Annotated in this window: 17 protein-coding genes and 2 pseudogenes; 10 read left to right on the plus strand and 9 right to left on the minus strand. The window is 44.8% G+C overall.

Features of this window, described 5'->3' with window-relative positions; genetic code table 11:
* Positions 1-71: 71 nt before the first annotated feature.
* A pseudogene (locus QUA88_RS24965) lies at positions 72-735 on the plus strand (ISAs1 family transposase); the annotation flags it as partial.
* Positions 736-815: 80 nt separating this feature from the next.
* On the opposite strand, the gene QUA88_RS24970 reads toward QUA88_RS24965, so the two are convergent.
* On the minus strand, positions 816-1,778 hold the full coding sequence (locus QUA88_RS24970) for a glycosyltransferase family 2 protein (protein ID WP_333058643.1): 963 nt from the start codon (positions 1,776-1,778) through the stop codon (positions 816-818).
* Between the two features lie 285 nt (positions 1,779-2,063).
* On the opposite strand from QUA88_RS24970, the gene QUA88_RS24975 reads away from it, so the two are divergent.
* A complete protein-coding gene (locus tag QUA88_RS24975) occupies positions 2,064-2,687 on the plus strand; it encodes a TenA family protein (protein ID WP_333058642.1) in 624 nt (207 codons plus the stop codon).
* 38 nt (positions 2,688-2,725) lie between these two features.
* Here the strand turns inward: QUA88_RS24975 and QUA88_RS24980 are convergent, their stop codons facing one another.
* Positions 2,726-3,076 (minus strand): hypothetical protein, encoded by a 351-nt coding sequence (locus tag QUA88_RS24980; protein WP_333058641.1) that lies wholly within the window; start codon positions 3,074-3,076, stop codon positions 2,726-2,728.
* A gap of 143 nt (positions 3,077-3,219) precedes the next feature.
* Here QUA88_RS24980 and QUA88_RS24985 point away from each other — a divergent pair, with 143 nt between their 5' ends.
* Complete coding sequence (locus QUA88_RS24985) at positions 3,220-4,884, plus strand: IS1634 family transposase (RefSeq protein WP_333058658.1); 1,665 nt, start codon at positions 3,220-3,222, stop codon at positions 4,882-4,884.
* A 599-nt stretch (positions 4,885-5,483) separates the two neighbouring features.
* Here QUA88_RS24985 and QUA88_RS24990 read toward each other — a convergent pair.
* Positions 5,484-6,776: a pentapeptide repeat-containing protein gene (locus QUA88_RS24990; RefSeq protein ID WP_333057454.1), complete on the minus strand. Its 1,293-nt coding sequence runs from the start codon at positions 6,774-6,776 to the stop codon at positions 5,484-5,486.
* 119 nt (positions 6,777-6,895) lie between these two features.
* On the opposite strand from QUA88_RS24990, the pseudogene QUA88_RS24995 reads away from it, so the two are divergent.
* A pseudogene (locus tag QUA88_RS24995) lies at positions 6,896-7,351 on the plus strand (aspartyl protease).
* Between the two features lie 469 nt (positions 7,352-7,820).
* Here the strand turns inward: QUA88_RS24995 and QUA88_RS25000 are convergent.
* Positions 7,821-8,333, minus strand: coding sequence for a DUF1648 domain-containing protein (locus QUA88_RS25000; protein WP_333057456.1), 513 nt, complete (start codon positions 8,331-8,333; stop codon positions 7,821-7,823).
* A gap of 20 nt (positions 8,334-8,353) precedes the next feature.
* On the minus strand, positions 8,354-9,577 hold the full coding sequence (locus QUA88_RS25005) for an RNA-guided endonuclease TnpB family protein (protein WP_333057457.1): 1,224 nt from the start codon (positions 9,575-9,577) through the stop codon (positions 8,354-8,356).
* A 242-nt stretch (positions 9,578-9,819) separates the two neighbouring features.
* On the opposite strand from QUA88_RS25005, the gene def reads away from it, so the two are divergent.
* The 3 genes from def (at position 9,820) to QUA88_RS25020 (ending at position 12,095) form a co-directional block, all read left to right on the plus strand.
* Complete coding sequence (def, locus tag QUA88_RS25010) at positions 9,820-10,380, plus strand: peptide deformylase (protein ID WP_333057458.1); 561 nt, start codon at positions 9,820-9,822, stop codon at positions 10,378-10,380.
* On the plus strand, positions 10,380-10,580 hold the full coding sequence (locus tag QUA88_RS25015) for a hypothetical protein (protein WP_199292547.1): 201 nt from the start codon (positions 10,380-10,382) through the stop codon (positions 10,578-10,580). The genes def and QUA88_RS25015 overlap by 1 nt, the downstream gene beginning before the upstream one ends.
* Positions 10,581-10,757: 177 nt before the next feature.
* Positions 10,758-12,095 (plus strand): PrsW family glutamic-type intramembrane protease, encoded by a 1,338-nt coding sequence (locus tag QUA88_RS25020; RefSeq protein WP_333234155.1) that lies wholly within the window; start codon positions 10,758-10,760, stop codon positions 12,093-12,095.
* 36 nt (positions 12,096-12,131) lie between these two features.
* Here QUA88_RS25020 and QUA88_RS25025 read toward each other — a convergent pair whose 3' ends face one another.
* The 3 genes from QUA88_RS25025 to QUA88_RS25035 all read right to left on the minus strand — a co-directional run bounded on the left by QUA88_RS25025 (position 12,132) and on the right by QUA88_RS25035 (position 14,058).
* Positions 12,132-12,815 (minus strand): PEP-CTERM sorting domain-containing protein, encoded by a 684-nt coding sequence (locus QUA88_RS25025; protein ID WP_333264200.1) that lies wholly within the window; start codon positions 12,813-12,815, stop codon positions 12,132-12,134.
* A gap of 117 nt (positions 12,816-12,932) precedes the next feature.
* Positions 12,933-13,508 (minus strand): transposase, encoded by a 576-nt coding sequence (locus tag QUA88_RS25030; RefSeq protein WP_333274393.1) that lies wholly within the window; start codon positions 13,506-13,508, stop codon positions 12,933-12,935.
* On the minus strand, positions 13,438-14,058 hold the full coding sequence (locus QUA88_RS25035; RefSeq protein WP_333274397.1) for a transposase: 621 nt from the start codon (positions 14,056-14,058) through the stop codon (positions 13,438-13,440). Before QUA88_RS25035 ends, QUA88_RS25030 begins: the two co-directional genes overlap by 71 nt.
* 41 nt (positions 14,059-14,099) lie before the next feature.
* On the opposite strand from QUA88_RS25035, the gene QUA88_RS25040 reads away from it, so the two are divergent.
* The gene (locus QUA88_RS25040) at positions 14,100-14,306 is read left to right on the plus strand and encodes a hypothetical protein (RefSeq protein ID WP_333274383.1); all 207 of its coding nucleotides are present in this window, start codon (positions 14,100-14,102) and stop codon (positions 14,304-14,306) included.
* 399 nt (positions 14,307-14,705) lie between these two features.
* The gene (locus QUA88_RS25045; protein ID WP_333057462.1) at positions 14,706-15,758 is read left to right on the plus strand and encodes a Gfo/Idh/MocA family oxidoreductase; all 1,053 of its coding nucleotides are present in this window, start codon (positions 14,706-14,708) and stop codon (positions 15,756-15,758) included.
* Between the two features lie 575 nt (positions 15,759-16,333).
* Here the strand turns inward: QUA88_RS25045 and QUA88_RS25050 are convergent.
* Positions 16,334-17,329: a GDSL-type esterase/lipase family protein gene (locus QUA88_RS25050; protein WP_333057463.1), complete on the minus strand. Its 996-nt coding sequence runs from the start codon at positions 17,327-17,329 to the stop codon at positions 16,334-16,336.
* Positions 17,330-17,850: 521 nt separating this feature from the next.
* Here QUA88_RS25050 and btpA point away from each other — a divergent pair.
* Positions 17,851-18,738 carry a photosystem I biogenesis protein BtpA gene (btpA, locus tag QUA88_RS25055; protein WP_333057464.1) on the plus strand — a complete coding sequence of 296 codons (888 nt, stop codon included), beginning with the start codon at positions 17,851-17,853 and terminating at the stop codon, positions 18,736-18,738.
* Positions 18,739-18,760: the final 22 nt, after the last annotated feature.

The raw sequence follows: 18,760 nt of genomic DNA on the forward strand, positions 1-18,760 counted from the left end.
TCATGAGTGGACGGGCGGGACGCCCATCCCACAATAACAATTAAAATTGTAAGTTATTTAATTCGCGATCCTTAGAGTTATTAGACCTGACCGGGGCTGACGTTAACATTGATGCGATGGAAACTCAAACCGAGATTGTGAAACAAATTCGCCACAAAAAAGCTGATTATATTGTATCTCTTAAAGCTAATCACCCCACTTTACATTCTCAGGTTAAAGAAGGGTTTGATACCAGAAGAGCTAATAACTTTGAAGGCATTAAAGTTAGTTATAACCAACAGATTGAAAAGGGACAAAATAGCACTGAAAAACGTTATGTTTTGGCTGTTCCTTTAGAGGCTTTCGGTGGTCTTTATCAACAAGACCAGTGGTCGGGACTGCAAACCATCGTCATTATTGAAAGAATCCGCCATCTTTGGAACAAAACGACTCATGAAGTCCAATTTTATCTAACTTCTCTGCCTGCGGATGCTCAACTTCTTGGTCGTGCCATTCGTCAACATTGGACTATTGAAAACCAAGTTCATTGCACTTTAGATGTCACGTTCCATGAGGATCAATGTCGGATTCGTTAAGGTTATAGTCAAGAGTAATTTGACCATCTTGAGACGGATGGCACTTAACGCTCTTAATCAGGAGAAAACATTGCAGCGTAGTCTTCGTCAAAAAATCAAACAGGCTGCTATGAATAATGATTATATGATGACTGTTCTCAACTCCTTTTGTCAAGCTTGATTGAGATGCTCTTACCCTGCTTAAATTATCTCATAAATTAGATAATTTAGGCACGATGAGTTAACCGATGTTTGCTAAAATTATTTTGGCGATCGGTGTCGATCGCCAAAACCAGCAACTTCTGCCAGCGTATAAAGCGGGCGGCCCTTCACCTCCTCATAAATACGCCCTATATACTGACCCAAAATCCCAATACTCACCAACTGCACCGCACCCAAAAAGAAAACAGCCATCATCACAATTGTCAAACCCGTTAAGGCAGAACTTGGATAAAAAAGCCGCCAATACAAAATTAAAAAAGCCATTAACACAGATATAAATGCAGCAAATAACCCCATATAAATCGAAAGTCTGAGGGGAACTTTTGAAAAAGATACTAAACCATTCATCGCCAAACTTAAAGATTTTCTGAAGGTATACTTAACCTCGCCAGCAAAACGCGGATCGCGTTCAAACTTAACCGCCGTTTGTTTAAAACCAATCCAAGCCCGCAGTCCCCGAATGTAACGATTGCGTTCTGGCATGGCGTTGAGTACATCTACCACGCACCTATCCATCAAACAAAAATCTCCGGTATCTATCGGAATATCAACATCAGCAAGATGGCGCAAAATGCGATAATACATATAAGCCGGCAACCGCTTAAACCAACCTTCTTGACGGCGTTGAGTGCGTTGAGCGTAAACAACTTGATAGCCCTGCTGCCACCGTTCTACCATATCTATAATTAGCTCTGGCGGGTCTTGTAAATCGCCGTCCATGATGACTACGACTTGACCGCTAGAAAAGTTTAAACCAGCAGTTACAGCTATTTGATGACCGAAATTGCGGGCCAAACTGAGGTAACAAATTCGCGCGTCTTTTTCGTGCAATTCTCGCAAAAGTTCGAGAGAGCGATCGCGACTGCCATCATTGATTAAAATTAATTCTACTGGGCCGTCCATTCGATCCATCACGGCACTAATTCGCCGATACAATTCCGCGAGATTTTCTTCTTCGTTATAGATAGGAATTACCAAGGAATACTTAGGTGTATCGTTCATTGCAGTTTCTGTTTAAAAATCGGCTTTTCAACCGTTAAATCAAAAGTTTCTTTTTACCCAAACACGCGGGCTGCTTCACAAGAGAGGTTCGGCACGTAATTTCGCTCTTTGAGCCAGACAACAGCAGCCCCCAAAATAGCCGCATACCAACAATTATCTATTTTCTTAAATACGAAAAATAAAAGATACCATAAGAATGACACACGCCAAGCTCAAACATCTGTTATCATAGATGTTTAGTCAGACTATAAAAATTACAATCATAACCCATCGATTCAAAATTGCATGACAAATTCCAATTATCTTTGGCAAGCAAATCAAGACTTAAGCGAAGCTTGTCTGCAACATCCCTTTGTCAGAGGGATTGCTGACGGCAGCCTCCCCCAAAATAGTTTTGCATATTACGTTGCACAAGACGCATTTTTTCTGGGAGCCTTCGCTCGCGCTTATAGTATCGCTGCGGCAAAAGCACCCGACTGGGAGGGGTTTGAAATTCTCCACAATCTCGGTAGTGGCGTTTTAGAAGAACTTCGTTTGCATCAAGGATATGCAGCCAAATGGGGTGTAAACTTGCAAGAGGCAAAACCGGGAATCGCTACCCGCCGCTACACAGATTTTTTATTAGCGACAGCCTGGGGGAGTGGTGTAGGTTTGACAGTAGCCGCCATGACTCCTTGCTTGCGGTTGTATGCTTTTTTGGGACAGCAGCTAGCTAAACCTAATATACCGGAACACGCCTTTAGCGACTGGATTTCGACCTATAGCAGCTCGGATTTTGAGATTTTAGCAAAACGGCTGGAAAGTTTGGTCGATCGCTACGCCGAAGCTACGCCGGAAGTAGAAGCAACCTATCGCTACGCTATGCTATGCGAAAGAGACTTTTTTCAGGCAGCTTGGGAAATAGAGTAAATTAAGTTTGTGCAAAAAATATGGAAAACTATCTTAAGCTACCTACACGCAGTAAATTTAACAGCCATGTACAGCAGGAATGTAGCCAATACTGTCATAACAGCATATCCCCAACGAGGGTGACTACTCAACACTAAACCGAGTCCGATGGAGAGCGATACAATGCCGTAAGCGTAGCGATGAAGCGATTGCATAACACTGGAGTTGAGCAGTAGCGCTAAAGAGCAAAATCCGAAATAGACGACTGTAATTATCAGCCATTTTCGCCAATACCACAACAAATAGCCATTGCCCCAAATCAGGGCAAATTTACTAACAGCTTGCAACAGCAAAAATGCACGCCAAAATGCCCAACTATTAATGAGTACCGCTGCTAATTTTACTTGCATTCCAACCCACATTCCGCAGATATTCAAGCAGATTTAATTTCAAAGGAATTCATAATTGCCAAAACCTCAAATGATTGCATAGCAATCATTTGAGGTTTTTTTAAGGTATAATAATTTGTGCCAGTATAGCAACCTTCAAAACTATGAAAAAGCCCTCTGAAGCTATAAATATCGTAAATTTAGACCATTTGGGAATAGTAGCGGGGATCATAGATGAAATGGAATTGGTAGAAGAAGTCAACAAAAAAGTGGGAATAAGAGTTAAAGAAACTGTCAGCCCAGGACAAGTAATGAAAGCAATGATTTTGAACGGATTGGGATTTTTGAGCGCCCCAATCTACCTATTTGATACATTTTTCGTGGGAAAAGCAACAGAACATCTAATCGGAAAAGGAATAACAGCCGAACAATTAAATGATGACAGAATCGGGAGAGCATTAGACAAATATTATCAAGCTGGAACGACAAAGTTATTCACAGCAATTGCCCTGAAAGCAGTGATAAAATTTCAAGTAGAAATGAAAAGCGTTCATCTAGACAGCAGTTCAATATCAGTAGAGGGAGCATACAAAAACTGTCAGGAAAAGAGCCAGGAAGTTGAGGCAGAATCTGAGGATACAGAATCTTCCATGAAAACCATAAAAATCGTTCACGGCTACTCAAGAGATAAAAGACCCGATCTCAAACAATTTATCATTGATACGATCGTAAGTGGGGATGGAGACGTACCATTATATCTGAAAATAGATGACGGAAACGCCGATGATAAAAGTGTCTTTGTGTCAAGATTGAAAGAGTTTAAAAATCAGTGGACATTTGACGGAATCTGTGTAGCAGATAGTGCCTTATACACAGCAGAAAATTTGTCAGCAATGGCAGGAATGAAATGGATAACCAGAGTGCCGTTAAGCATAAAAGAAGCTCAAAATAAAATCTGCAACATAGAAGATAGTGACTGGGAAGATTCTCAAATAAAAGGCTATAAAATAGCAGCCAGAACCAGTGAGTATGGCAACATCAAGCAAAGATGGCTAGTCATAGAAAGTGAAATCAGAAAACAAGCAGACCTTAAAAAAATAGTCAAACAAGTAGAGAAACAGTTAGAATCCGCCAAAATCTCACTGCGTAAGCTATCCAGGCAAGACTTTGCTTGTATTACTGATGCAGAAGTTGCAATAAAAAAGTTATCAAACTCATGGAAATATCACCAAATAACAGAAATTAACTGCCAAGAAAAGCCAGTTAAAACAACAAAAATAAAACTCAAAGAATCGAGCGAGACACAGACAATAGTCTATCAAGTAACAGGTGAAATAGAACCCCGAATTTCAGCAATCGAAGCGGAAAAAGTCAAAGCTGGGAGATTTATATTAGCCACAAATATTTTAGAGCCTAAAGTAGTGAGCAATTCACAGGTATTATCGGAATACAAAGCGCAGCAAAGTAATGAGAGAGGATTTAGATTTATCAAAGATCCGTTATTTTTTACTTCCAGCGTATTCGTGAAAAAGCCGGAGCGAGTTGAAGCAATCGGAATGATAATGGGACTGTGTTTGTTAGTGTATAATTTAGCGCAAAGGAAATTGAGACAACAATTAGAAGCTACCAATGAGCAAGTGAAAAATCAGGTAAAGAAATTGACCGATAAACCGACAATGCGCTGGATATTTCAGGTGTTTCAGGCTGTGCACTTAGTGACGATAAATGGCTCGAAGCAGGTCAGCAATTTAACCCAAGAACACCAAGATATCTTGCGGCATTTAGGAGAGTATTGCTGTCAATACTATTTAATATTTTCAAGTGAATAACGATTGCGATCGAGGTGTAGATATTTGTGAATAATTTTCATTAATTAGTCAAGACAATTTGCTCTTGGCATAAGTTTCCTTGCTTCAAAATATGAGCAACCGCGCTAAAATAGCAACATGAATATATGAAAAAAAGCCAATTATTTCAACTTACTTAGTTTATGTAAATTTGACAAGCTTCTGTAATGCTAAAACTGTATAATTTCAGCCTAAAAGCGTTTGGCTTCCAAGTTTTCACAACTGATAAAGAAATCCGACCGACATCTGCGGAATGTGGGTTCCAAAAGTCGTGAAGCCGCGCATAAGCAAAGGAAACAGCGGATAAAAAGCCACAGAATGCTGATGCCCATCATCTGCATAGCTGTAGCCTAAATTCGCGATTTATATGTGCCATTTACCGTCCCATCAGGAAGCATATAGCAGCGACAAAAATTAACCATTACCCGCTTTTGGAGCGCTCCAGGCGCGGAATTACTTCTAACCCTAAATCAGTATTTGTCATTGCTAAAACAGCGAAAGACTGTAGATTTAAAATTAAAGTATAGTCCGCTGCCGATCGCTCGCCAAATATATACGTAAGTACAGCCGTACTGCTAATTTTAACGTCCGAGTTTATTGGGAATCCCTTCGCAGCCGCCGGGAATAGTCTCTCTCGACTTCGAGCCGCACCAAGCGCAGCAGTAATAGCGCTGATCCTCCGACAGCCGCTTGACACCGGTGAAATCAACACGTTCCACTACAGCGCCAGTATGTTCGCCTGTTTGATAGTTGGGAAATTCGGTACGGCTGCGGGGGGATGCAGTTTGTGCCGAGCCGTAGAATAATGCGGCGGCTCTCATGTCAGCGCGAGCGAGATTGGCGTCGTACAAGACAGCGCGCGAGAGGTTGGCTTTCACTAAATCGCACTTGCTGAGATTGGCGCGGACGAGGTTGGCTTCGCTCAAATCCGTCCACCGCAAATCGGTGCCAGCCAGGTCAGCACCCGCTAACATGACATTGAGATCGATAACGCGGATACCGTGATCTCTATCTTCAGCGTAGCCACCGTCGCCGTCAAGGATGGGGCGGCCTAAAAGCCGATCGCGCTTCAGCGGAGTAACCAATCTCGACTGCGACAAAAACCGCAGAATTTTAGCTTTACCTTCAGCATCTACACTGCTCATAATCGCAGCGGTGCGGCCTTCTGCGATCGCCCTTTCCTGCGGCCAGTCTTCCAAAAACCCTTGTTCGTCAAGGGCTAAGTCGGAAACCCCTTGAAAATAAGCATCGATCGTTTGCTGCTGCGTAATTCGATTTTGCTGAATAGTCAAATCTTTCGAGATCACGTACTGCCGCCAAGCCACATAAACGCCCAAAATTGCGATCAAAATTTGGCCCAAAGCGCCGATCAACTCGCCGAGAGCGCCGATGGCGTCCCAGTTGATTTGGATGTTGCGGCTTCCCGGTTCAGTATTACTACCGCTGAGCATCAGCAAGCCAACAATCCCAGCTAAAAGACCAAAGCAAGCGACGATCAGCGTGCGCCAAGTTGGCGGAATTACCTGTACCCAGATTTTGCCCCAACTCGGCCACATTAGCCGCAGCGATATGCCGATCGCACCGACGGCGCCAATTAAGCCCAGCCAAATGTTGTCATTGGCCAGCCCAAAAATCATCGCTGCGATCAACCCCAGCGTCAGCACTGACCCCGACTTCTCAGTAGTCGTTTGTTCCGGCTGCTGCGACAAAAAAACCTTGCGAGTAGGAGGCGGCGGCACCGGTTTTTCCGGTTCAGCAGTAACGACGATTGTCCCTGATTCTGGTGGCACAGTAGGGCTCGCACCGTTCTGACTTTCTACAGTCACGTTAGACTCAGGGCGATTGGGTTGAGAAGAGTTGTTTTCTGGTGTCATGCGTTGAGGCAAATTCTAATTTTAGCCGGTCACTAAAACGATTTTAACTAACCAAGCAGGATTCTAGATAATATTACAATATAAATCTCCACTAATTACGCTCAAACAGGTAACATAATATGACACTGGTGCTGCCTAATCTGCAAGAAAAACAAAGGGGTCAAGTTGTTACAACAATCGCCGTCACGAATCGCATCGATCTAGTTATGGCTGAACGGGGATTTATTTTTGCTGAGGAAGTTCGCTCTGTTACCCTCGATAACGTTGTTGTCGATACTGGAGCAACTCTGCTTTCCTTGCCCGCTCCCATTATTAGCCAACTAGGTTTAAGACTCGTAGGAGAAAGAGATGTAGAAACATCGGCTGGCATCACAAAAAGTCGAATTTTTGCAGGAGTTCAAATTATTGTAGAGGGGAGAGAAGGCAGATTTGATTGTTGAGAATTGCCCGAAGGCGTTTCTGCTGTTTTGTTGGGCGTGATTCCAATGGAAGAACTAGGGTTAGAACCAGATTTTAAAAATCGACAGTTGCGAGTATTGCCGATGAACAATCAGCAAACATATCTGATGGGTTAGTTGAGATGCGTTTACCGTAGCACAAACCTCTCACCTGTGATTCCTATCATGTCCAGTCAATCGATTTTAGATTTTAGATTTTAGATTTTAGAATTGAAGGATTGAAGTATTGAAGTATTGAAGTATTGAAGTATTGAAGTATCGATTTTAGATTTTAAATTTTAAATTTTAAATTTTAGAATTGAAGTATTTACCTACGGATAAATTCGGGGAGGGAAGTTTATCGGCTACAGGTTTTTTATTTCTCCACGGATGAATCCGGGGGCTTGTATCCTGGATGCTTTCGGTCAATTAGCCACAATCAAAAATGTTTGTATTTAGGACTAAAATTTTGATAAAAAATTGAGTAATAAATTCCTCATTACCAAGTAATTTTCTTTGTTTTTGATATAATAGATATTATTAATATCGGTAAAAAAATGACAAAACAACATGGTTTTTGGGTAAATACAAGTGTTTTGCCCTACATCTAGCGAGCAGAATAAGCCTTGAGCAAATACACGCCTACCGTCGAAAAAATCAAAACAACTAACCCTAAAAGTAACTCGATACTAAACCTTTGAGCATTGCCCAAAGCGACAAGAATTTGCTGCCGCACCACAAACGCCAACAGCCAGCAAATCTCCGCCTTCAGCCAAACCAAAAGGCCTCGCGCCAACAGATATTGGCGGTGAGCGTTCTCAGAAGTAATCCGTACCGGATAATTAAAAGTATGCGGATAGCGCGATATTGCAGTTAAAACCGCAAAAATAATGGCAGCCACAGCCGGCACGATCCAAATCGTTACCTTGTCGCCCCAAGCATCAGCCAGCCCCCCCAAGCCGAAATGAATCGGAATTCGATCGGGCAAAACCGCCCAAAACTTGACGATGAGCAAAACAGCCAGCAAAAGCGCGATCGCACCTAAAAGCTCTACCGCCACTAAAACGGGCGAAAGTCCCAGAGAAATAATCGGCCGTTGGTTTGGTGCGTTTCCAGTCATGGCTACGTGAACTACCCACACTAAATCGAAACGATTATAGTGTGGGCTTCTAACATCACAGAGGAATGCCTCAGAACAGACTTGCGTCCCATCTTTGGTCTTACTTCCCCTCCGTTAGCAAAAACGGCTGCTCCATCCGTCTGTAATATCCTGATGCCTTCCGCTCTAATGTTTGTTGCGGCGTTACCATCACGGTCATGACGAGTACCGCAATTAGGACAAGTCCACTCCCTAACATCAAGCGGTAACTTATCAATCTGGTAATAGCAATTAGAGCAGAGCTTGGAGCTGGGGAACCAGCGGTCAGTCTCAACCAACTTGCCACCTTTTTTCTCTAGCTTGTAAGCTAGGAAATTGATAAAGATTCCCCATCCCACATCAGATATGGCTTTAGCTAAATTGTGATTGCGTACCATGCCTTTGACATTAAGATTCTCTACTACGACAACTTGGTTTTCATTGACGAGCTTTCGCGAAAGCTTATGTAGAAAATCCTGACGGGATTTAGTTACCCGTTCGTACACTTTAGCTACCGTCTTTTTAGCTTGGTTCCTTGAATTACTTCCTTTCTGTTTTTTAGCTAGCTTTTGTTGCTTGCGTTTGAGGTTTTTCTCGTGTTTGGCTAGATGCTTAGGGCGATCATACTTAGAGACTTTGCAGCCATTGCTCGTAATAGCAAAATGAGTCAATCCCAAGTCAATTCCAATTACTTTGCCGACCGTTGAAACAGTCGGATTGTCGCCTTCACTCTCCGTCAATATTGAGGCAAAGTATTTCCCAGAAGGATTTAAACTAACCGTAACGGTTTTGATTTTTCCTTCTATGTTCCTGTGCAACTTGGCTTTAACTTTGCCGACCTTGCCAGGAAACTGAACAAACCCATCAAGTACCTTGACATTTTGAGGATACTGAATCGATTGCTTATCATGCTTTGACTTGTAGCGCGGGAACCTAGCACGACCTGCAAAAAAGTTTTTATAGGCGGTTGTGAGGTGGAGCGTTGTTGCTTGCAAAACTTGGCTGTAACATTCAGACAACCAAAGTGTTTCTTCGGCTTTCTTGAGTTTTGGTAAAAAGGCATTGAGTGCTGACTGACCAAGGCTTTTACCCGTTTCTTTATAAGTCTCAATTGACTTATTTAGACCATAGTTCCACCACCATCTGGCACAGCCAAAGTGCTGAGACAGTAGAGCTTGTTGCTCTAATGTTGGATAAAGTCGAACCTTGATGGCAGTATGCAGCATCTCATTACCTCCTTACTGTATTATACACATTCCAGTAAAATATCTACAAAAATAAAGATTTGGAGATTTCCGTACCTACAATCTCCCTGCCTTTCATCCCGCCCCTAAACTGGGTACAGTTATAGCGGGGGACTTCCCAGCAAGGAGTTAAAATTAGATTAATATTGAAAATAATAGTATTGGTTCCAATTTCATTCCCCAACAGCTTTCGTTGGGGGTTTCCAAACATCCCGCGAGGTTCTATGACGGTTCAGGTCTTGATTGAAAAGAAAAAGTTAGAAAAACCGCCCCTAACAATACACACATTAGGCGATCGCGTCCTGCGGCAGCCAGCCAAGCGCGTCAAAAGCGTCGATGCAGAAATTCGGCAGCTAGTCCGAGAAATGCTGCAAACCATGTACAGTGCGGATGGTATCGGTTTGGCCGCCCCCCAAGTCGGAGTCCACAAACAAGTAATCGTGCTCGACTGCGACCCGGAAAACCCTGCCACACCCCCAATGGTTTTGATCAACCCCACCATCAAAAGTAGCAGCGGCGATATCTGCATCTTGCAAGAAGGGTGTTTGAGCATTCCGGGAGTTTATTTAGAAGTCAAACGCCCAGAAGTCATTGAAGTCTCCTACCGCGACGAATACGGCCGCCCACAAACCCTGATAGCAACAGACTTACTGTCGAGAGCAATTCAGCACGAAATGGATCACCTCAACGGAGTGCTGTTTGTAGACAGAGTAGAAAACAAGCTCGCACTGAATGAAGCATTAGTCAAGCAGAAATTTTCGCCAAAGGCAGTAAAATCAGTATGATGGCAGGAACTCCGAAAAGTGGTTTACTATTAGCTCTTTCGTGCATCACTGCGATCGCGGCAGTCGGCTCAATTTTTGAGCTCTCATCGGGAGAAGCTCAGCTTGGCAATTTAGTCACGGGCATCATCCTCGCCCTGAGCGTACCGCTAACTGGCATATTTTTCTATGCAGCCGTTCAGGATGCCAGGGCAAATCTATAAGCAGAGTTATTAGTCATTAGTCATTAGTCAGCAGTTATTAGTAATTAGTAATTAGTAATTAGTCAGCAGCTAACAACCAATAACTGTGGAATAAAGACTGCTCAAAAATAACATCAGCTAACAGCTCGCGAGCTCATGATTAATGACTAATGACTAATGACTAATGACTCATAACTCATGACTAATGAAATCGGATTTCTGCGACAAGTGCCAGCCCAAGACGCTGTGGGAACCCCAGTATCCAAGTACCAACTTTCTGAAGAAGGGGAATTGGTTATCGGACGCGATCGCAATTGTCAAATAACTTTAGAGTCGATCGCCCACGGCATGGTTTCCCGTCGCCACGCCATGATCCGTCCCCTAACCCAGGGTACTTTGACGAGATGGGAAATTTGCGACCTTAACAGCGCTAACGGAACTTATATCAACGGAAAAAAGCTCTCTGGCTGCCAAACTTTAGAAACAGGCGATCGCATCAGTCTCGGTCTTGACGGCCCTGAATTTATATTTGAATCTCCCGTCACCCCTTACCAAAATCAACCCGGATTAAGCTCACCACAAACGGGCAATTTTGCTGGTATCGAAAAAGACGCTCTCACTTTAACTCAATTATTCCCGATCGCCTCCACGGGCAAACAATTAAGCCAAAAAGCTTACTTATATCCAGGTATCGCCACAGTTATTGTTGTCGTTTCGATGTTTGTCGCCGTTGGCAATTCCGCAGCATTCAACTTGCTGCTGTCAGCTTACCTCGCCGGTGCGGCTTACTACTTTATCTATCAACTGTGTGGCAAACACAAGCCTTGGTGGGTATTGCTTGGTTCGGCTTTAGCTACAGTCCTGATTGTGATCAGCCCCTTATTAATTGGATTTATATTAGTATTTAGAGAAATTTTGCCCGGCCGTCTGCCAATCGAAGGCGAAACAATCAGTTTTTTGCCTTTTTTGACCAGAATGTTTTTCGGGGCGGGTCTAATGGAAGAATTGCTGAAAGCCCTGCCCGTTTTGGGAGCAATGTTGCTGGGAAATTGGCTGAAAAATCCGTGGCGCGATCGAATCGGCGTGTGGGAACCTTTAGACGGAATTCTGTTAGGAAGTGCCTCAGCAGTCGGCTTTACACTGTTAGAAACTCTGGGACAGTACGTTCCCAATGTCATCCAAAATGTCACTCTGCAAGCAGGGCCCGACGCCGGACAATTAGTAGGATTGCAGTTGCTAATTCCCCGGATTTTGGGTTCCGCCGCCGGACATATGGCTTACAGCGGCTATTTGGGATATTTTATCGGTTTGAGCGCCCTCAAACCCAGGAAGCGGTGGCAAATTTTGGGCGTAGGTTATTTCAGTGCTTCGGCACTTCACGCTTTGTGGAATGCGTCGGGAGCAGCCAGCGTACTTTTGCTGGCGTTGGTGGGAGTTTTGTCCTATGCGTTTTTGGTAGCTGCGATTTTGAAAGCCAGAGCTCTGTCTCCGAATCGAGAGCAAAATTTTGCCACGAGAATATTTTCTGAAAAGTGACTGCTGACTGGTTAATTGTTGAGGTGCGATCGCACTTCAAACTGCCATTTTTTTCTTGTGTTTTAACCAGCTTAAACCTGCCAATGCTAAAGCTGTCCCCCCAGCAGTGAGAGGTTCGGGAACAGGTTCGGGTTCGGTATTCACTAAAGTGTAAGAAACCTCGGCATTGGGGGAGATATATCTAGAGTATATAACATAGCTGTCGGTGACGATCGATCCATCGTCTATATATGATTGATAGTTCACCTGTCTGTGTACTACCTCCCTACTCCACGAGCCAGAGGTAACTCCGATAGACCAATATGCCCTGCCCTCAACCCTCAAGAAAAAAGGCCCTCCTGGTTCGTCTGGAGGACTGATATAGTCTCTTATCGCACCGTCGCCGCCGCTGGCTTGCACTCCGAGAAACTGCCCTTCACGAAATACAGCTCGAACCCCTGCCAAATTATCATATTCTTTTGTGCTTCCCAACTCGGGAAAAGTAAAACCGTACATTCTTCCCTCGGAAACTGTCCCCTCGGAAATTCCTTCAATGTCTATTCCTGTAAGCAAGGAGTTATCCACCTTTAAAAAACCGCTACCTTGACCGTCAAAATTGATATTGTAGGTGAGTACGGCGGCTTGTGCTTTGTCTACTCCTGCTAATGACACCGCTGAAAACAAACTTAAAATTGTGCTAGCGATCGCACTTCCTAATCTGGGCCTTAGTTTTTGACTCATTGTTTTTTATATTAAGCTTTACGTAAGTGTAATTTATGGTAGTGAGCGATCGCCCGTAATTATCCCCATTCTTAAATTGACATACTCCCCAGCTATCAAGGCGAAGGGATTCTAAGCTCAGACAGCAATTGCAGGCATAGCCTGTCTAACATCACCTAACTTAACGGTTGATGCCCCAACCACACAAATATTTATCGCCGCGTTCTCGTCTCTGTCGTTCACCTTTTGACAGGACGGACAGCGCCATTGTCTCACTGACAAATCCAACTCTTTCAGAACTTGTCCACAATGCGAGCAAGTCTTACTAGATGGATACCAACGGTCAATGAAAACTACTTCTTTTCCTTTCTTTTTGGCAACCCATTCGAGAATTTGGAGAAATTCGCCGAATGCAATGTCTGAAATTTTACGTCCCCAAAGTCGTTGCATTCCTTTTAGATTCAACGTCTCAAAGCACAGCACGTCGAACTTATCAGTTAGTTCGTGAGCCAATTTCCAGAACCAATCAGAGCGACGATTCACTACGGCTTCATGTTTGCGAACTAGATTAAGTCTTGCTCTTTCTCGGTTCGCTGAGCCTTTCCGTTTTTGGGAATGCTGACGATTTGCTTTCTTAATAGCGTTAAGGGACTGTTTCAGGAATTGCGGTGATTCGATTTTTGTTCCATCTGAGCAGGTGAGAAACGTTTTCAAGCCGAAATCTTGCGCCAGCGATTCTACTCGTCTCGACTTTGGTTTCAGGTTCTTCAACGCTGTCAACGACCACAACCATAAATAGCTCTCCTAATGTCGTGCGTTTAATGGTTAACGTCTTGACCGTCCCCTCTATCTCTCTGGAATTCCAATACTGATAAACGCGATTCCCAATCTTAATTCGATTGCCGCCTAATAATTTGTAGCCAGCTTGCTTGAGAGTGAACGATTTGTATCTGCGAACTTTCTTGAATCCGGGAGGTCTAACTCCTTTCTTGTGATGCTTAAAGAACAGTTGATAGGCTTTCTCAATGCGTTGACAGATATCCTGTACAGCCTGAGATCCAACCTGTTGCCAGAATGCTTTACGCTTTCTGAGTTTGGCGATATGACTTTGAAGTTTGCTGCAATTCAAGTGCTTACCCCACATCCGGTAGTACCGTTTGTGAAGTGCAATGCAATGGTTATAAATCACTCCGGCAGCATTGATACTTCGCTTGAGGTGTTTATTTTGGTTGCTTTGATATAGCTTGAACTTCAATGTTTTCATGCTAACTATGATAACATAATAGGTAGCAATTGGGTAGCCAAATGGTCAGAGAAAGATTAAGTATTCGCATTGTCGTGAGTCGGCTAGAGAAGTTGCGGAGAATTGCCAAACAGAAAGAAAAAACAATGACCCAACTTGTAGAAGACTGGATTGATAAACTTAAAGAGGAAAAGCCGTCAAGCGAAGGACGGGGCTTTAAACCCAGTTTTCCGGTAAATTTTTTTGAATTCAAAGATTGCGGAATGTAAATAACCGAACTAATACGGATGCGTCATCTGTTGTATTTGTATAATTTCTGACTTTCACTATTACTTTTGAACACAAACCAGAAAAATGTTTGATCGTAATCGCCAAATATTCCGACGGGTTTGTGTTGTTGTTGCTATGCTGCCGACGATCGTCCCGATACATATACACACTTAATAAAATTTGTCAATACGCAATTTCCAGATATTTTACCCCAGTATTCTCTCCTTGTGTATGATTCGCTTCTGCTTAATTGCCCGATGCGATAATCGCAACTGAACTTAGAAATTCTTCACAAATAGTTTGACTGTGGTACTATCTGGATGGCTGTGAGTAGCTGAGGGAAGCCAAGGGGCTTGATTCCTGTGGTGGTGGAGGAGAATCCAGGAGTGCTAGATAGGATGTCATTGGGATACGCAAACGTTTTCGGCCAGCGAAGTCAACCTGAACCCCTCCGCATTGGGGTGATTGGGGTTGGCAATATGGGCCAGCATCACACGCGAGTTCTGAGCTTGCTAAAAGATATCGAACTCGTCGGTGTTGCCGACATAAATGTAGAGCGGGGAATAGATGTAGCAAGCAAATACCGGGTTCGCTTCTTTGAAGACTACCGAGATTTGCTCGCCCACGTAGATGCAGTTTGCGTCGCCGTTCCAACTCGCCTGCATCACCCTGTGGGGATGTCTTGTCTCCAAGCGGGTGTTCACGTTTTAATTGAAAAGCCGATCGCGGCTAGCATTGCCGAAGCCGAATCTTTGGTCAACGCGGCTGCTGAGGCCCACCGGATTTTACAAGTGGGTCACATCGAGCGCTTCAATCCAGCTTTTCAGGAACTCGGCAAAGTGCTGAAAACTGAAGAGTTACTGGCATTGGAAGCTCACCGGATGAGTCCCTATTCCCAGCGGGCTAACGACGTATCGGTAGTTTTGGATTTAATGATCCACGACATCGACTTGCTCCTGGAATTGGCAGATTCCCAAGTAGTGAAGCTGACGGCCAGCGGCAGCAGGGCATCAGATTCAGGTTATTTAGACTACGTGACAGCGACGTTGAACTTTGCTAACGGCATTGTCGCCACCCTGACTGCCAGTAAGGTGACGCACCGCAAACTCCGTTCAATCGTGGCTCACTGCAAAAATTCTCTGACAGAGGCAGATTTTCTCAACAACGAAATCTTGATTCACCGGCAAACAACCGCCAATTATGTGACGGATTACGGTCAGGTGCTTTACCGTCAAGATGGGTTGATCGAGAAAGTTTACACCAGCAATATTGAACCGCTCCACGCAGAATTGGAGCATTTTATTAATTGCGTGCGGGGTGGAAATCAGCCTTCTGTGGGAGGAGAACAAGCTCTCAAAGCTCTGCGGCTTGCCAGTTCGATCGAGCAAATGGCTCTCGACGGTCAAGCTTGGTATCCGAAAGAGCTAGAGTCTACTTTGCAAGTTAGCTAAATCGAGACAAATCTTGTCGTTTCCGGGTGCTTTTACAGTTTGGGTTTGTTGTTTGTTGAAGAGAATAACTGTTCCCATGCAACCGGATTCGATGTCAGCCGATTTGACATTTGAGACGGGGGCGCGAGCATTTCGGCGAGCGCGAGCATCGAGCCGCGCTCACTCGATTCGCGCGAGCGTCGAAGGATTTTAGACTTTAGATTGACTCTGCAGATGAATCTGGGGGCTTGAACTAAGGTTTAAATTTTTTTGCTCTCCACAACACGAGTCGGGGGCAATTGTCCGTCTTGAGGTGAGGTTAGGATTTATCAGAAAATTCGGTTGAAAACCCTGTCCTTGTAGGACGGCTTTTTTCCATTGTTAAGTAAAATAACAAATCCATCTTAACAAATGAAGATGGTAGAATAACCAAATCAGACAAGATGTAAAAACCTACCCCCGGACTGGGGGAAAGTCTACGCCCAAAACATTTTTGAGGAGATATGACTACGCACTCTTTTGTGCCCAGAGTAGTCAGCCTGGGAACCCTAGCTATAGGGATATTAAGACTGAAATGTCTTAAGAATCCCCGTGCCTTAAGGCCGGAGAGTGTCAAGCCAAAAAAGAGCGGCTATTTGACGACTGATGGTTTTGCTAACTAGCTGATTTCCTTGAGGGCTCAGGTGAATGCTGTCTCGATACAAAGTGGGAAATTCGGCCGCACAATTGAAAATGGGAAGAAAATCTATGTAAGTAATTTTCTCTGTTTCTACGAGTTCGGCGAGACGCGCTCTAGCTTTGACTTCCCAGTCGCGAGGGCCCGGGCAGCCGAGTTCGCCCCGCTTGGGCGTGACGGCTAGCAAAAACTCAATGTTGGCGGATACAGCTATTTTCTGGATTTGGCGAATAGCCTCTAAGTTGCAGCCTACTACATCGCCGCTTGTGGCTCCTGGTGCTGCCAATTGGGGAGTCGGCACAGCAGGTAGCAGATAGCGGCTCAATAACTCTAGGGTAGCCGATCGGGGTTTGCGATCCGGGTAAGAGCGATCGCGCCCCACAACCAGATCGCAAGGAGCCGATGCAAACAAATCGTCCGTATTGAGCAGCAAAACCAAAGCCTTTGCCCCAAAAACACCGAACCGCTTGGCGTAAGCAAGTTGATTCCTCGGCCCCCAAGAATTGGCTGAGGCGTTGAGAACTTCAAAATTTAAATAGTTGACTTGTGAACCTAATTGTGCATCGCTCGCCAGATGCTGTACTTGCAGTCTCAAATTCCGAGCCATAATTTCCGAGATCGTATCTGTCTGATGTGTCCACCAACCGCCGTTGGCGACAGAATCTCCCAACAGCAAGACGCGCAGAGTTTCTGGAGGGGCGATCGGGGCGATCGCTCCAGTACGCATCGAATACTCGTTAATCTCAATCCGGTTGCCCAAGCGACGCACCTTCTGGTTGGGCGCCAACAAATAGCCGCACTCGGCATCGGCAATATAAATCAAGGGATTACCAAAACCCAGCAGCACCCGCAGCAGCACTTCGATTGCCGCCCCCAATCCGGAGGTGACAGCCAAAATTATGAGAACAACTTTCACCACTTAACCTCGATAGAGAAGGAAAAACCCCTGCCGACACCAAGGTATAAAAAAGAATGCAACTGCAGTCAAGCTTTCAACCCCGATTGTAGTCAGCAGATTTTAGATTAAAGATTAAAGATTAAAGCATTGACCGAAAGCATCCAGGATACAAGCCCCCGGATTCATTCCGAAAGCAGACTCAGGACCCAGAAATAAAAAACCTGTATCCGATAAACAAGGGCCCGAATTTATCTCGCGCAAGTCAATGCTTCAATTCTTTAATCTAAAATCTAAAATCTAAAATCTAAAATCGATTGACTCCTGTCTACAAGCAAGTATCCGTCTTTGAGTGAGGTGAGGTCGCCTTTGTAAAATCTAAAATCTAAAATCTAAAATCTAAACTGTTATGGCTGCGGGCTTTGAGCAACTTGGCGACCCGATTAAGTCAACCGAATCGCCCCCGTCGATATAGAATTCTAGAATATACCGTCAAAATCCGCCGTCAGCCGTCAGTGAACTTGGTGGTTTCAGGAAAATCCGTGGACTTAAAACAAATATTCAAAACGCCGAATCCCATAATCGGTGTCGTACATTTACAGCCTTTGCCAACTTCTCCCCGCTGGGGCGGAAACCTCAAAGCTATTATCGGAAGAGCCGAGCAAGAGGCTACAGCGCTGGCTTCTGGTGGCGCAAACGGTATCATTGTCGAGAACTTTTTCGACGCTCCTTTTGCCAAAGACAGCGTAGATCCGGCTGTGGTAAGTGCCATGACTCTGGTAGTTGAGAGGCTAACAAATCTCGTGACGCTGCCGATCGGCGTTAACGTGCTGCGAAACGACGCCCACAGCGCGATCGCCATCGCCTCCTGCACAGGAGCTCAATTCATCCGCGTCAACGTCCTCAACGGCATTATGGCTACAGACCAAGGCTTAATTGAAGGCCAAGCTCACCAGCTACTGCGCTACCGCCGGGAATTGGGCAGCGATGTCAAAATATTAGCAGACGTGTTAGTCAAGCACGGGCGACCCCTAGGCAGCCCCAACTTGACCACAGCCGTCCAAGAGACGATCGGGCGCGCTTTAGCCGACGCCGTAATCCTTTCCGGCTGGACAACTGGTAGCCCTCCCAATCTCGAAGACTTAGAACTCGCGAGTGCTGCTGCTGCTGGAATTCCAGTTTTCATCGGCAGCGGCGCCTCGTGGGAAAACATTTCCACCCTCATGCAGGCCGCTGACGGCGTAATCGTATCGAGTTCCCTGAAACGAAACGGCCGCATCGAGCAGCCCATCGATCCGATCCGCGTCAGTCAGTTTGTAGAAGCTGCCCGTCGCAGCTTGTCACAGAAAGAGCCCGAACAGGAAAATAGAGATGCTAATGGCTCAAGAGGGCCCACACCGGAACCGGGCAAAGTCACAAGTAAAACGTAAAATAGGAATTGTTGACTGTTGG

This window comes from Microcoleus sp. D3_18_C2, from assembly GCF_036702395.1.
Lineage (GTDB): Bacteria > Cyanobacteriota > Cyanobacteriia > Cyanobacteriales > Microcoleaceae > Microcoleus.